We start from the raw sequence: 15,009 nt of genomic DNA on the forward strand, positions 1-15,009 counted from the left end.
CTTTCCGTGGTACCACCCAAATTTATGCCTAAGCATACACTTGTATATCTATTGATAACGGAATGACAATTCCGACTTAAATTTCTTTAAGTAACCAAAAAGATGAACAAAACTATTTCAAGTTGGAATAACTTTCAGTCACGGTTATTCTCCCTTTTCAACTTTCTAAATAATTTACGTCTTTTTATAGGCTAATCATTTAATTGTATTAGTGATGTCTAAATGATAATGAATACTTCATTTTTAATAAATTCATTAATTATTATAGCCGAAATTTCAACAAAGGGTCAACCTTTCAACTGGTAGAGTAATATACTACCTGCAATGGCAACATTTAAACTCTCAGCTTTACCATAAATTGGTATAATCAGATTTTTAGTAGTTCGTTGTAACAAATCTTTGTTAACACCTTCACCTTCGTTGCCTAATAATAAAGCGAATTGTGATTGTGATTCTATTTCTTTAAAACTTACTGCATTTTCAAGTGCTGTTCCATACACCGGCCCCTCAAATTCAGTGATATAGGTAGCTAAGTCTTTAATAACAACAGGAATATGGAATATACTACCTTGACTCGCTCTCATTACCTTATCTTGATATGGGTCTGCAGTCCCCTTTTCCATTACAATTAAATCTATACCAGCAGCATCTGCAGTACGAATTAATGTACCTAAGTTCCCTGGATCTTGAATACGATCAATTAATAATACTTGCAGCGCTTCTATTTCATTATATTGTGGCTTTTCAATCACTGCAAAGAAACCTTGAGGTGTCACCGTACCAGAAAGCGCTTCAGCCACTTTCATATTAATTTCGTACGCTTCATTCGCGTAATCCAGTAGTGCTTCATCTGTTCTGTCAGGTTCTATCACAAATAATTGCGTTATCTCAATACCACTTTGATATGCTTCTTCAATAAGATGTATTCCTTCTATTAACGCTAGGCCTGTCTTATCACGATCACGTTTCTTTTTTAACTTGTTTGCATTTTTTATTTTATTATTTTGAGCAGACGTAATTTGTTCCATGATCAATTCTCCAACTCTTAAGTTAATGTATTCATATTGTAATCTACTTTTTATTGATTTCAAAGTCTACTATAATTTCTTCCATTAAAAAGAAGCAAGCGAAAGTTCCACATGAATATAATATGTTTCAATTATATATAGCCTGTAAACTCTCGACTTGCTTTAGTTTGATAGAAATCAAGTAATCATAATTTTAATATTAGTACTTTAACTTCATTTAAATAACAGTTCTTATTATTTGAAGTATTGATATCCAATATCATATTTCTTAACTACATTTTCAAGAATTGGACTTGATGCATCCGCTGATTGATGACGAACGTTTCTATGTGCCTTTTTAAACACATCTGATTGTAACCAATCGGTAAAAGCTTGTTCAGATTCCCATAACGTTAAAATTTTTACTTCATCATAATCTGATTGTTCTTTAGTGTTTGTTACAAACATCCCTTTAAAACCTTCAAGTGTTTCAATGCCATGTCTTGTATAGAACCTTTCAATTATATCTTGTGCTGTTCCTTTATCTAATTTTAACTTATTTTCTGCCATAAATTTCATGATGTCTTCCTCTTTTCTGTTAATTTATTTTGACTAATTTCGCCACGACTACAATTCTTCCTGATGTTTGGTTATAAGCATCTTCACACGTAGACAAAGTAACTACCTTGTCTTGAGCATTAATTTGAACTTTCGATTGTATCTCTGATTTATTCTTAGTATTATTTATAAATTGTTGAAATTCAGAGGGTGTTTTAAAGTCAGTTTGTATGTAATTATCTTTCGTAGTAGTGCGGTATGCACTAAAAACTTCCAATTGATATTTTCCATATTTCGTGTCGTATTGAATATCTTTATGCTGATCAAAGTAACTTTGTTTTAAATACTTTTCTAATACATCAAACATTGTATTATCACCCATATGGTGACCATAAATAATTGTGTTAGCATTAGGCGTTTTTATAGAATTTCGATAATCCATAAAAATACTTCCCTTGCGCGTCTTTTCGTGATCAAAATCTTTCCTTAAATAGTCATGATTAGTTTTACCTTGTAATACTGGATAATTTAATGATGTTCCATTAAGTTGAATCCAACCAACAATATCTTTATTAATAGATTCTAATTTAGAAAATTGCGGGCGCACCTCATTTTTATTGGACATAGACTCTGACTTAAATTGTTGTTGTAAATTTTCATATCTTTTGGCTGACGCTTTGTCTTCAAAGTAAGTTTTGAACAATTGATAACTAAATACAAGAATAACTGCTATCAATACAATTTGAATAATCCTAACGATTTTAATCATTTGAAGTCATCACCCTTTTTCTACAAACAATCATGCCACATTCTCTATCTTTAATAATTTTAGTATCAATTTGATACATTTCTTTTAAAATGATTTCATTAATAACTTCATGAGGAGCACCCTGCGCAATAATTCCTTTGTCACTTAAGCATATTACTTCATCACTATATTCTATTGCTTGATTGATGTCATGAAGTACCATTATAAAAGTGATTTGGTAATAATTTTTTAAGTTGCGAATAGTATCTAAAACTTGATACTGATAATGAATATCTAAATATGTTGTTGGTTCATCCAATAAGATGTAACGTGGTTCTTGCACGAGTGCAGTTGCTAAAAATACTCTTTGCGCTTCACCTCCAGATAAAGACGCCAACTTTTTATTTTGAAGAGGTACTAAATTTAATTGTTGTAGAATGTGTTGAACAATTGTTTCTTTTTTAACATCCTTCTTCAACAAACTTTCATGACTATATCGTCCAAGTTCTATGTATTGTCTTACAGTGAATTCTTCAGGTATATTCATCTTTTGAGGTACTGTAGCAAGCATACGCGCAAATGCTTTCTTACTAAATGTCTTCAAATCTAACTCATCTAAATATATGACACCTTCTGAAGGCTTCAAATTACGAGAAAGTAACTTTAATAAAGTGGATTTACCGCATCCATTCGGTCCAATTATAGAAGTGATTGCATTAGAGCTAAATGTTAATGACAAATCTTTTATAATTTCAGATCCATTTTTATATTGAAAATGAAGCCCCTTAATTCGCATCATTAATCGCTCCCTTACAGATAAGATAAATTAAGACTGGCCCACCTATAAGCATCATAATGACATTCGCTGGTATTTCGAGTGGTGGATGTAACGTTCTACCTAATAAATCAGTAGCAACAACAAACCACCCACCTAAAATCATTGATAGTGGTATCACTTTTTTATAATTACTTCCGATTAACTTACGCACAATATGTGGAATAATTAAACCTACAAAAGTTAACGGTCCTACAATTGCAGAAGAAGCACTCGCTAGAAATACAGCAACGCCCCCAATGATTAATCTATATTTAGTAATGTGAAAACCTAAATTGTTAGCTTGCTTGTCCTCTAAAGCTAATAAATTAACTTTAGATATTAATAGCAATGTAATCACTAAGCCTATACTCGCTGATATCACAATAATTTTAACGTCGTTCCATGTTTTCATGGTTAAACCTTGAGGAATTTTCAAAAATGGATTCTGCGCAAATAAATCAAGTAATCCTGTAAGCATCGCATACATCGCTACACCGATTAATATCATACGTGTCGGTTGAAAGTTGAATTTCAAACTTAAGAGAAATAATAATAAAAAAGGTATCATTCCCCCTATAAAACTAAGTAAAGGTATTACAAAAAATAAATGGGGTGTCATCAACACTAGAATCATACGCATGACCAGTGCTCCTGATGAAACACCAAGTAGTTGCGCCTCAGCTAAAGGATTTTGCAAAACTGCTTGCAATAATGCCCCAGACACCGAGAGCATCGCACCGACGCATAAAGCGATTATAATTCTAGGTAATCTTAAATCAATAATTGTCTCAACATTAGACACATGACCAGTGGTAAGTTGGTTTAAAATATCTTTAAACGTAATTGGTATCGTGCCAACAATAAATGATATATATAATGTTACGCATAGGAGAATAAATGAAATTAAAAAGAGTAATTTAGAATAGTGTTGTAACATTATGTCCCCCATCACTTTTTATAAAATAAATTATATAGCTGTGTCATCGCATCATCAGCGTCTACATTTGCGGTGATACCAAATGGCACTTCCTCTAGATCATAAACTTGATGAGTCTTGACTGCTTTAAAATGCTTCCAAATATCATTTTGTTTAAATTCTTTTTGGAACATTTTCTTTACTTCATCTGGCATCCCGTGAGGAAGTCTTAATATAATATCGGGATTCACATTGACTAAATGTTCAGTATTAGAAGAAATATACTGTTTAGAATGATCTTGTATCACATTCTCCCCACCAGCGATTTTCACAAGATCACCGATATATGATTTATCAGTGGCTACTAAATAACTGCCAGGTATACCCGTCAGAATAAGTACTTTAGGGTGTTTCTTTTGTTTAGCAACTTTACTTTCAATATTAGACTTCACAGAATTAAGGTGATTATTTAGTTCTTTAGCCTTTTTCTCCCTATTAAACTGTTTACCAAGTTCAGTAATCGATTTTTCCATACCATCTAAACTATCGTAATCATAGAAGTAACCTTTCATGTTTAACTGTTTATAAAAGGGCTTCATTTCATCTTTGATTGTAGATACACTTAAAACATGTGTGGGATTAACCTTTTTTACTGCCTCAACACTTGGTTCCATAGGTTGTCCGACTTCCGGAACATTTTTATAACGATCTGGTAACTTTTTATAAGAGGTTGGCTTACCTACAATAGGTAAATCTAACTTGTCTAATGTCATAGTTAATGCGACGGTAGTAGGTACGATACGAACATCCTTCGATTCAGCTTTATCTTTCTTTTTATTGCTATCATCCGTCTCGCAACCACTGAGTAAAACGATAAATGTTATGATAGTAATCAATATTCGAGTTATTCTCATTCTTTCGACTCACTCTTTCTTTTAACAAAATATGTTGTGATTAAAGCTAAAATTGCCAATAAAATAATGGATCCTAGAAGATAATAAGTACTTCTATGATTAGAGGGCATATCTTGATTAATTTCTTTTTTTGCAACTTTTTTCTTATCAGCATCCCTATTGAAACTTGGATTAGGTTTTTCCTTTTCTTTTTTAAAAGGATTAAGTTGAGGCAATTGGCTATACTTAGAATTAGTATTTAAACTAGTTGGTGTATTTGTGATAGTATGATTGGGTGAAACTGCGCTTGGATTTGATAATCGATTGCTATTTGAATTAGAAAAATTATTTTGTTTTTCTCTATTAATAGTTTGAATTGAAGAAATATCATGTTGAGTTGGCTGTTTTGACTCATTTGGATGATTATTATCATTTTTTATTTCATGAAGTTCATTTTCCGTTTTAGACGTTTCTTTTTGACACTCTTTATCATTACAATGATTAGAATTTTTACTCTGAGTGGCTTCTTTGTTAATTTTTTCTTCTTTCTTTTCGCTATGATTCATAACGATGTAAGTTGTATATATATGATCATAATGTATCGAAGGTATTTTAATATGGATAAGAGATTTTATTTCTTCTTTTGTATTTATTAGTGGTATTTGAATGGTAACAGTACCTTGTTCCTTATCCTCTTTCGTAATACTAACTTTTAATTCTTTATCTTGTTGATAAAATTTATAACTTTCCCACCATTCTCTATTTAATAATGTCATTACAAAATAAGTTTGTTTGCCGTCATTAACAATATAACCTGGATGTTTTACATATTCATTCATATGTGAAACATCCTGATTATTCTGTTTACGAACGTAAAATTCTATAGCTTGCTTTTTCTTATTTTTGATTTCTTGATGATCACTATAGCGTTTCGCATGCTTTTTATCCTCTTCAAAGCTTTCTTTTATATAATAATCGGCTGATGATAAATTTTTATCATCAGCCTTTACTTGATATGTATCATTATTTAAAGATAAAGATATTTCTAAAGTAAACGCTATAACGAATAATTTCATCATTAAGCGACTACAATATTTCATTATTCATTACCTTTTTTTAATTTGAATGTGAAAACTGAAATTGTAACTAATATAAATAGAGAAACTATAGGAAGTAAATATGTATATGCTGGTATTCCACCACTAGTTTGAGGATTTTCAACAGTTGATTTATCTTGGACAATATTCGGTGAACCAGTCGCTCCACCACCATCTTTACCATCAAATTTAAAAGTAATATTGTAATGATGATCATATTTAAATGGTTTACCATTAACTGGCTCATTGATATATACTGCAATTGTTCCATTTACTTTACCAGAAGCTTTGTTTACCACAAATTCATATGTTCTCATGTCTTTACTAGCATCTTTGCTAATAATTTTCTCTTTACTACCGTCAATACTCATTCCAGTTATCCAATGACTATGATTGACTGTAATTTGAAGTACTTTCTTTCCATCTTTTTCAATTAATTTTGCAGGCTTTTCAAAATAGTCATTAGCCATTGAAGTATCATTTGTATTGTATTTTAAAACTTCAAAATTAATAGACTTACCTTCGGCTGCGTAACTTACATTAGGTCCCCAATTCACTAAAAATATTAATAAAACTAAAATAAAACTTAACGCTTTATAAGTCACTTTCATTTATACAACCTCCATAAGAGTGAAAAACTTGATAAATAACTCACCCTAATTCTTGTAAAAAGAATAAATGAAAATAGTTATCAATGTCAATATAAAATCGATAATATTTTTAATTAGTTGTTTAAAGTTATAAAAATATTCTAATATATTGTTTGACCATTATCATTGGATAATGTTTTATTTCACTCTAATTCTATAACTTCTCAAAAGACAACTGAGACAACTACTTATCAAAGGAGAGAATAAGTTATGAACAAACCTAACAATTTTTTCAAATGGCAAACCCACACAGAAAAATCACTATTCAATTAGAATATTCACGGTTGGTACTGCTTCTATTATCGTAGGTTCATTCCTTTTCTTCGGACAAGCACATGCTGAAGAAGGTACAAATGGTAATACTTGGCAAAGAGAAGCCGTAGGTACTGTTGGTCCAACTGGGCAACCTAGTACTACTGGTCAAGACCAAAATAACCAAGCTGGTACTCCTGCTGCTACACAAACAGGCCAAGACGGAGCTAGAACAAACGCTGCTGACCAACAAGGTCAAGGTACTGCAGAAGCTACTGGAACTCAAACTAATCAAGCTGATGCTACACAAACTAATCCTAGCCCAAATACTACTGGTCAAGATAACCAAGCTACTGGAACTCCACAAGGCACTCAAGCTGCTGGCACAGAACAAGCTGCGCCAACTACAGCTACTGGAGATGCTCAAGCAAAACCTAACGCTGAAACGGAAGGTCAAAGTAACGGAGCTACTGTGACTCCTAGCCCTCAAAATGATACAGCTTCCCCAGCAGCTCCAACAAAACCAGAGGCAACTACTGGTCAAGACACTGCACCTAAACCAGGTACTACTGAAAATAATGGTACAGGTCAAGATGGTACTGTAGCTGGAACACCTGCTCCATCTCAACCTGAAACACAACCTAATACCGACACTACAGGTTCAGCTAAGCCAAGTACTGGTACTACTGGTCAAGAGAAACCTAATACAGAAGCTCAAGGAGAACAAACAGGTACTTCAGCAGGTAACGCTCAAAATACTGCAGGTACCACAGGTGAAACTAAACCTAATCAAGCTACACCTGCTCCTAACAACCAAGACACTCAAACTGGTAATACAGAAAATGGCGCTGATACAACTCCTCAACCAGGTACTACTGGTCAAGATAATCAAGGTACTCAAACTAAACCTGGCACAACTGAAACAAGTACAGGTCAAAATACAGGAACAACAGGTACACCAGCTACACCTGAAGCTGGCAATCAAAATGCAGGAACTACTGTGACTCAACCTGCAGATAAAGATAACCAAGCGGGTTCAGGAACTCCTGGTAATGAAAATAATAATCAAGCTGGACAAGGTACTACTGGTCAAGACACTGGTACTAAACCTGATACTGATCAACAAGGTCAAGACACACCTCAAACTGGTACTTCTGGACAAGGTAATCAGACAGGTGAAAATGGTGCTGGCACTACTGTAACGCCTTCTCCTGATCAGAATGCTGAAGTAAAACCTAATGACAATGGTGTCGCTAAACCTGATACTGATAATAACGCTGGCGCTACTACACCTGATCAAGGTACTGCACCTAAACCTGGCACAGAACAGAATGCTGGAACAGCTACTCCAGAACAAAATAATCAAGCAGGTGCTGGCACTACTAGTACTCCAGCTCCTGAAAATAATAACGGCGCAACAGGTACACCAGAGCAAACTACACCAACGCCAAATGATCAAGATAATCAAGGAAAACCAAGTACTCCTGGTACTGATCAACAAGGTCAAGACACACCTCAAACTGGTACTCCTGGTCAAGACAATCAAACAGGTGAAAACGGTGCTGGTACTACTGTAACGCCTTCTCCTGATCAAAACCAAGCTGGTACTGAGAACCAAACTAAACCTGATACTGATAATAACGCTGGGGCTACTACTCCTGACCAAGGTGCTGGTAACAAACCTGAAACTGATCAAAAACCTGGAACAGCTACTCCAGAACAAAACAACCAAGCAGGTGCTGGTAATACTGGTGCTACTGCTCATGAACAAAATGGTCAATTAGGTGCTGGTGTTAAACCTGGTACAGCTAAACCTGATCAAAATACTGAAGTAAAACCTGATGACAACGGTAATGGTAGTCCAACTGGCGGAGATACTGGTAACAGAACTGGTTCAAACAATGTTAACGAAAAAACTGTTGTTAACGATGAGGTGAAAACTTCAAATGTTTCAAAAGAAAAATCTGAATTACCAGAAACTGGATTAAGTAATGAATCAGACTACACTACTACTGTTTTCGGCACACTATCTTTAGCTGCGTCATTACTTTTATTAAGAAGACAAAGAAAAGAATCTAAATAGTTATTAAATTATAGGCGAGTTAATCTTTAAGTAGATTAGCTCGCCTTTTGGATGCAAAATATAATAATAAAATTATTAAAAATCTATCCACTTATTTAAATATTAGTGTATAATACCTTTATGTTAATTGATAAATAATATCAATAAAAAATTACATAGGAGTTGTTAACAACATGAAACACCAACATAAGAAAAATACACTCATTTCAAATAATTTCTTTTCGATTAGAAAACTCAAATTTGGAGTTGCTTCAATCACATTAGGTTCAGCACTTGTTATTGGTGCACACCATGAAGCTCAAGCTGCTGAAAACAATGACAGTCAAGCTACTCAAAACTCTACTACTCTCGACCAAACTAGCACTAATACGAATCAATCAACTCAACAAGATCAGTCCAAACCATCCAAAACAGTTGATAGTCAGAATTCAAATGCACAAAATAGTCAATCTACGACTCAAAATGCGCAAACTACTAATGCATCAAATAATAATTCTCAGTCAAATGAACTTTCTCAACCTTTAAATTTCCAAGTTCAAAAAGATAAAACAAACGACGTTTCTCACATGGATCAATATGTGCAACACCCAGGTAAAGTCATTAAAAAAGATGATAAATACTATTTCCAAATTACTTTAGATAATGCCTCATGGTGGAAGAGTTTTCGATTTTTCGATGAAAGCGATACTGAATTACCTACTACTGTTGTAGATAATAATACTGAAAAAGATACTAAAACAGTTAATATAGAAGTAACGCCAGGCATGAATAATATTATTAGTAAAGTTCATATTGTAATACCAGCATTAAAATATGATCACGAATATACAACACATATTGAATTAGAAAGTGTCATTCCTACTATTGAGGATCCAGAGCCAACAACTGATCAAGACCAAGCTAAACAAAATGATACTTTAAATGACAACCAAACTGATGCTAGTAAAAATCAAGTTGATAATGAAAAACCAGTAGCGCCGGCAAACGATACTGATAAACAAGATGTGAAAAATGATAATCAAGCTAAAACAGACGATTCTTCTAAAAATCAACAAGCTGATTCTAGTAAGAAACAAGATACAACTCAAAAAACATCTACTTCAGAAAGCAATACTACAAATAAACAAGATGTAAAAACTGATAATCAAGCTAAAACAGACGATTCTTCTAAAAATCAACAAGCTGATTATAGTAATAAGCAAGATACAACTCAAAAAACATCTACTTCAGAAAGTAATACTTCTGATAAACAAGATGTAAAAACTGATAAGCAAGTTAAAAAAGACGATACTTCTAAAGATAAAGACCAACAAGTTGTTTCTGACAAAAAACAAGATACAACTCAAAAACCAGTAGCGCCGGCAAACGATACTACTAAAAAGCAAGATGTAAAAATTAATAAACAAGATAAAAAAGATGATACTTCTAAAGATCAACAACCTGATGCTGATAAAAAACAAGATACGACTCAAGAACCATCATATCAAGTAAGCGATACTGATAAACAAAAAGTAAAAACTAATAAACAAGATAAAAAAGACAATAAAACACATAAGGACACCTACGACCCTAAACCTAAGAAAGATCAGAAACATGATAACGATACTAATAAAGACCATGTAAAAGGTAAAGATTCTAAAGCAACCATATCTAATTCTTCTGAAGTTAAAGATGATAGTAAATCTAAATCTTCAAAAGAATTACCAGAAACTGGTTCACAGCATGAATCAAATAATAATGGAATGGTATTTAGTCTAATTGCCCTATTATCTTCATTACTCCTTCTTAAAAGAAAAAACAATAAAAATATCTAACGAACCACTACAAGTACATCATTAAGCGATGTACTTGTTTTTTATTATAAAATTAAATCAATAAAATATTTTTAAAATACTATTCAAATTTAAAATAAATAGTGTATAATAACCCTAAGCTAATTGATAAGATTTATCAATTAGAAATTTATTTTCAGGAGTTGTTAACATCATGAACACACATCATAAGAATCATTCATTGAGGTATACCAATTACTTTTCAATTCGTAAATTAACTGTAGGAGTAGCTTCAATAACGTTAGGAACTGCAATCTTTCTAGGTACTAATCACGAAGCACAAGCTGCTGAAGATACTACTTCCCAACCTAGTACTAATACGGTTACTTCTTCTGGACAAAATACTAATTCAGCTAACCCAACAACGTCTTCTACTTCAAGTTCAACTAATCAAACTCAACCAAGTCATACTACTCAAGCTACAACTGGCACACAAAGCACGCCTACTTCTCAAAATAATACAAATAATAATGCAAGCAATCAAACACCATCCGCTTCAAGCACTAACCAAAGTGCACAAACTCAATTTCACTCTGCTGATAATTTAAAAGAAGCAATTAAAGACCCAGCAGTCGCAAACCAACCACATGATGAAGGACCTAGACGTCCTATTGAATTTAGTGTTGAAGGTAGTAGTGAAAAAACTTTCTATATTGAAGCGAGCACAAAAAATCCAGCCGATGTCATCTTTGCTAGAGATGGGGCAAAAGTTGAACTTGAAGTTCAAACGGCAGATTCATTTGAAAAATTGGAAGTATATAATGGTGACACTAAATTACCCGTAAATCTTGTTTCATTTGATTCAGAGAAAGATTATGCATATGTAAGATTTCCAGTTACAGACGGAACTAAAGAAGTCAGAGTTCTTGCTACTATTGTATGGGGAGGTAGCAACAGAGATAATTATGATGCGAGATTAGTATTTAAACAGCCTATTCAAAATGATACATCTCAATTCCAAACTCAACAGGAATATGATACTGAAAAATTATTAGAACCCTACAGAAAAGCTAAAACACTGGAAAGACAAGTTTATGAATTAGAAAAGATACAAGATAAATTACCTGATCATTTAAAACAAGAATATAAAGAAAAACTTGCTAAAGCTAAAAGTGATTTAGAGCAAGAAGTAACATCCGCTAAAACAGAGTTTGAAAATGTAGAACCAACTCCTAAAACATTAACTGACGAAAAAAATGCAGACTTTGTGGTACTTGAAAGCACTGAAGATAACCCTTCAGTTATGGACGGTTTTGTTCAACATCCTTTTAAAACAGCAACTATTGATGGTAAAAAATATGTTGTAATGCAAACTAAAACTGACTCATATTGGAAAGATTTAAAAGTTGAAGGTAAACGTGTAGTAACTATTTCTCGTGATAAAACGAATGATACACGTACAATCATTTTCCCTTATGAAGACGGTAAAGATATATACAACGCTATCGTGAAAGTTTTAGTTAAAAATATAGGATATGATGGTCAATATCATGTGAGAATTCAAAATAATGAATTTGCGAAAAAACCTGTTTTAAGTGATTCAACAGAAAATAAAACCACACCAACAGAAACAAGTACTTCAAACGCATCACAAGACAATAATTCATCGAAAAAAGTGACCGCAAAAGATTATCAAGCTACGACTTATAAAAATATATATAAAGACGTGGTGTATGATAAAAATAAATTACATAAAGAATTACCAATTTTTGTAAGCGGACATTTTAGAAATGCAATTAATAATGAAGAATCATCTTTATATGAAGGTGCTTTAAACCCTAATGTAAAAATCGAAAAATTAAATGACCTCTATAAATACACTGTTCACTTACATCCTGGAATTGCGGATGTAGGCGGAGAATTTTATGATTTCGAACTTTTTAAAGTAGAATATAAAGACCAACCATTAGAACTAAAAACAATCAATGAAAAGAATAAAATAAAAGAGTTCACTGTAACTTCTAAAGATTTATTGGAGAAAATTCAACTTACAGGCACAACTAAATATCCTGAAAATATTAACAATCCAAATAAAAGTAGAGATCAAGCTCATGACGTTACACTTCAATTATACTATGATAGTGCACGCCAATTTAATAATGACTTATGGAATGATCCAAAAGAACGTCCATCTAAGCCAGCTAAAACAACAAAACCGGCATCATCTTCATCTCAGAATCAACAACCTACTACTCAAACTAATAGCACTGCCCAATCACCAGTTCCAGACCACGAAGTAGAAACAACAAAAGTTCCAACTTCTTTCCCTGTAACTATCAAAGGTGATTTAAAATATCAAAAAGATAATAATCAAGATTCAACATATGCTAATTTATTTGAAAAGGATGTAAAAGTAGAAAAAGTTGGGGACAATTATCAATATACTTTCAAAGTTAAAGAGGCAAATGGTAATTCGCTCATTACTAAGAGAACTAAATATCAATTCTCTAAAATTACGCATAATGGCGAAAATGTAACATTGACTGATCAAGGTAATAAAGTTAAAGAAGCAATTTTAACTACTAATAAATTACTAGATAAAATCCAACTTAAAACGACTGTCGTTTCTAAACAAGATAAAGCTGGTAATGAAGTAGATACTACTCTTGCACTTGACTTCCCTATTGTTGAAAAGGCACCTGAAACACCAGCATCACCAGAATTTAATGATCATGTAGTAGATGCAAACAAGGTTCCAGAAACTTATCCTATAACAGTCAAAGGTGATTTAAAATATCAAAAAGATAATAATCAAGATTCAACATACGCTAATTTGATTGAAAAAGATTTTAAAGTTGAAAAAGTTGGGGACAAGTATCAATATACTTTTAAAGTTAAAGAGGCAAATGGTAATTCATTGATTACTAAGAGAACTAAATATCAATTCTCTAAAATTACGCATAATGGCGAAAATGTATCTTTAACTGATCAAGGTAATAAAGTTAAAGAAGCAGTTTTAACCACTGATAAATTACTAGATAAAATCCAACTTGTCACTAAAGTGGTATCGAAATTAGACAAAGAAGGAAATGACGTAGGCACAACATTAGTACTTGATTTCCCTGTTATAGAGAAACCAAAAGCTGATTCTAACCAAACGAACAATCCTACAGATAGTAATTCTAACATTAATAATGCAACTACTAACCCTATAGAAAAGCCAGTAGAAACGCCGACTAATAAAACGGTCGAAACACCAACAGATACATCAACTACGAAACCTGTTGAAACACCAAATACAAAACCTGTAGAGACTCAAAAAACGACAACAGTAGTAAAACCAAATATAACAGAGTTTGAGAGTGCTACAACAATACCTACAATGTTAAAAGAAGAAAAAGCCGTTGATTTTTCTATACTGAAAAAATTAAAAGATCAACCTTCTATCATAGAAAGTTATATTCAAAAACCTTTCAAAGTTGCTATAGATGACAAAGGTAATAAACTTGTCGTTTTAACAATCAAGAATGATTCTTATTGGAAAGAATTTAAAGTTGAAGGTCAACGTGTAACTACAATAGCAAGAGATAAAGAACATAACACACGTACTGTAACGTTCCCTTATGTAGAGGGCAAAAAGGTTTATAACGCATTTGTAAGTGTTGAAGTACCTAAAATTGGCTATAAAGGAAATTACGATATTAGAATAGTCAATAACGAATTCAATAAAAAAGCAGAACCTACTCCAACTCCTAATACAGAAAAACCAAATACTAAGAGTCCAACTAAACCTACAAAGGTTACTACAAAAACTAAAACTACAACGGTAACAGTTACTAAAGATAGCAAGTCAAACAAGGCTCAATCAACTAATAAATCTAAAACTTTACCTAATACAGGTTTAAATTCTTCTCAAACAACGATTTGGGCAAGTTTATTAGCTTTCTTAGGTTGTACGTTACTCATTAATAGAAAGCAACGTAAAGACAACAAACATTAATATCATCATTACGCGCATGATTAATAAATAATTTATTTTCGAGGCTGAGACATAATTAATTGTCTCAGCCTCACTTAACATATTGGCAGTAGATGTCTGAATTAAAAGTGCGCTTATATCAAGCTTCTTTCAATCCTAGTCATCCTTGCCGAGGTGGGACAACGAAAATAATTATAACAAATTATATTTCTGTCCCACTCTTTATTTTATATAACA

At 32.6% G+C, this 15,009-nt stretch carries 12 protein-coding genes; 4 read left to right on the plus strand and 8 right to left on the minus strand.

From position 1 onward, the window contains the following. Positions 1 to 287: 287 nt before the first annotated feature. The 8 genes from V6C74_RS08165 to isdC all read right to left on the minus strand — a co-directional run bounded on the left by V6C74_RS08165 (position 288) and on the right by isdC (position 6,647). Entirely contained in the window at positions 288 to 1,028 is a 741-nt protein-coding gene (locus V6C74_RS08165; protein ID WP_002452995.1) for an RNA methyltransferase, read from the minus strand. 234 nt (positions 1,029 to 1,262) lie between these two features. Next, a complete protein-coding gene (locus tag V6C74_RS08170) occupies positions 1,263 to 1,586 on the minus strand; it encodes an antibiotic biosynthesis monooxygenase (RefSeq protein WP_002452994.1) in 324 nt (107 codons plus the stop codon). Positions 1,587 to 1,605: 19 nt separating this feature from the next. Continuing rightward, complete coding sequence (gene srtB / locus V6C74_RS08175; RefSeq protein ID WP_016898763.1) at positions 1,606 to 2,334, minus strand: class B sortase; 729 nt, start codon at positions 2,332 to 2,334, stop codon at positions 1,606 to 1,608. Beyond that, positions 2,327 to 3,109 carry an ABC transporter ATP-binding protein gene (locus V6C74_RS08180; RefSeq protein WP_016898764.1) on the minus strand — a complete coding sequence of 261 codons (783 nt, stop codon included), beginning with the start codon at positions 3,107 to 3,109 and terminating at the stop codon, positions 2,327 to 2,329. The genes srtB and V6C74_RS08180 overlap by 8 nt, the downstream gene beginning before the upstream one ends. Continuing rightward, the gene (locus tag V6C74_RS08185) at positions 3,099 to 4,067 is read right to left on the minus strand and encodes an iron ABC transporter permease (RefSeq protein ID WP_002452991.1); all 969 of its coding nucleotides are present in this window, start codon (positions 4,065 to 4,067) and stop codon (positions 3,099 to 3,101) included. Before V6C74_RS08185 ends, V6C74_RS08180 begins: the two co-directional genes overlap by 11 nt. 11 nt (positions 4,068 to 4,078) lie before the next feature. Then, positions 4,079 to 4,960: a heme ABC transporter substrate-binding protein IsdE gene (gene isdE / locus V6C74_RS08190; RefSeq protein ID WP_016898765.1), complete on the minus strand. Its 882-nt coding sequence runs from the start codon at positions 4,958 to 4,960 to the stop codon at positions 4,079 to 4,081. Beyond that, on the minus strand, positions 4,957 to 6,018 hold the full coding sequence (locus V6C74_RS08195; protein ID WP_229716906.1) for an NEAT domain-containing protein: 1,062 nt from the start codon (positions 6,016 to 6,018) through the stop codon (positions 4,957 to 4,959). The genes isdE and V6C74_RS08195 overlap by 4 nt, the downstream gene beginning before the upstream one ends. A gap of 20 nt (positions 6,019 to 6,038) precedes the next feature. Continuing rightward, a complete protein-coding gene (gene isdC / locus V6C74_RS08200) occupies positions 6,039 to 6,647 on the minus strand; it encodes a heme uptake protein IsdC (RefSeq protein ID WP_103175554.1) in 609 nt (202 codons plus the stop codon). Positions 6,648 to 7,075: 428 nt separating this feature from the next. Here isdC and V6C74_RS08205 point away from each other — a divergent pair, with 428 nt between their 5' ends. From V6C74_RS08205 to V6C74_RS08220, 4 genes are all read left to right on the plus strand, one after another. Further along, positions 7,076 to 7,414, plus strand: a complete 339-nt coding sequence (locus tag V6C74_RS08205) for a hypothetical protein (RefSeq protein WP_016898767.1) — start codon at positions 7,076 to 7,078, stop codon at positions 7,412 to 7,414. Continuing rightward, entirely contained in the window at positions 7,411 to 9,021 is a 1,611-nt protein-coding gene (locus V6C74_RS08210; RefSeq protein WP_016898768.1) for a hypothetical protein, read from the plus strand. The genes V6C74_RS08205 and V6C74_RS08210 overlap by 4 nt, the downstream gene beginning before the upstream one ends. Positions 9,022 to 9,194: 173 nt before the next feature. Next, positions 9,195 to 10,835, plus strand: a complete 1,641-nt coding sequence (locus V6C74_RS08215) for an NEAT domain-containing protein (RefSeq protein WP_016898769.1) — start codon at positions 9,195 to 9,197, stop codon at positions 10,833 to 10,835. A gap of 172 nt (positions 10,836 to 11,007) precedes the next feature. Continuing rightward, positions 11,008 to 14,793 carry an NEAT domain-containing protein gene (locus tag V6C74_RS08220; protein ID WP_002452986.1) on the plus strand — a complete coding sequence of 1,262 codons (3,786 nt, stop codon included), beginning with the start codon at positions 11,008 to 11,010 and terminating at the stop codon, positions 14,791 to 14,793. The last annotated feature ends 216 nt before the right edge of the window (positions 14,794 to 15,009 follow it).

It is taken from the genome of Staphylococcus capitis subsp. capitis (assembly GCF_040739495.1).
GTDB classification, from domain to species: domain Bacteria; phylum Bacillota; class Bacilli; order Staphylococcales; family Staphylococcaceae; genus Staphylococcus; species Staphylococcus capitis.

What these genes read in the sequence shown, in the direction of transcription:
- srtB (WP_016898763.1), bottom strand. Translation starts at nt 2,334, where the DNA reads ATGATTAAAATCGTTAGGATTATTCAAATTGTATTGATAGCAGTTATT.
- isdE (WP_016898765.1), bottom strand. Translation starts at nt 4,960, where the DNA reads ATGAGAATAACTCGAATATTGATTACTATCATAACATTTATCGTTTTA.
- isdC (WP_103175554.1), bottom strand. Translation starts at nt 6,647, where the DNA reads ATGAAAGTGACTTATAAAGCGTTAAGTTTTATTTTAGTTTTATTAATA.
- V6C74_RS08165 (WP_002452995.1), bottom strand. Translation starts at nt 1,028, where the DNA reads ATGGAACAAATTACGTCTGCTCAAAATAATAAAATAAAAAATGCAAAC.
- V6C74_RS08180 (WP_016898764.1), bottom strand. Translation starts at nt 3,109, where the DNA reads ATGCGAATTAAGGGGCTTCATTTTCAATATAAAAATGGATCTGAAATT.
- V6C74_RS08220 (WP_002452986.1), top strand. Translation starts at nt 11,008, where the DNA reads ATGAACACACATCATAAGAATCATTCATTGAGGTATACCAATTACTTT.
- V6C74_RS08195 (WP_229716906.1), bottom strand. Translation starts at nt 6,018, where the DNA reads ATGATGAAATTATTCGTTATAGCGTTTACTTTAGAAATATCTTTATCT.
- V6C74_RS08215 (WP_016898769.1), top strand. Translation starts at nt 9,195, where the DNA reads ATGAAACACCAACATAAGAAAAATACACTCATTTCAAATAATTTCTTT.
- V6C74_RS08170 (WP_002452994.1), bottom strand. Translation starts at nt 1,586, where the DNA reads ATGAAATTTATGGCAGAAAATAAGTTAAAATTAGATAAAGGAACAGCA.
- V6C74_RS08185 (WP_002452991.1), bottom strand. Translation starts at nt 4,067, where the DNA reads ATGTTACAACACTATTCTAAATTACTCTTTTTAATTTCATTTATTCTC.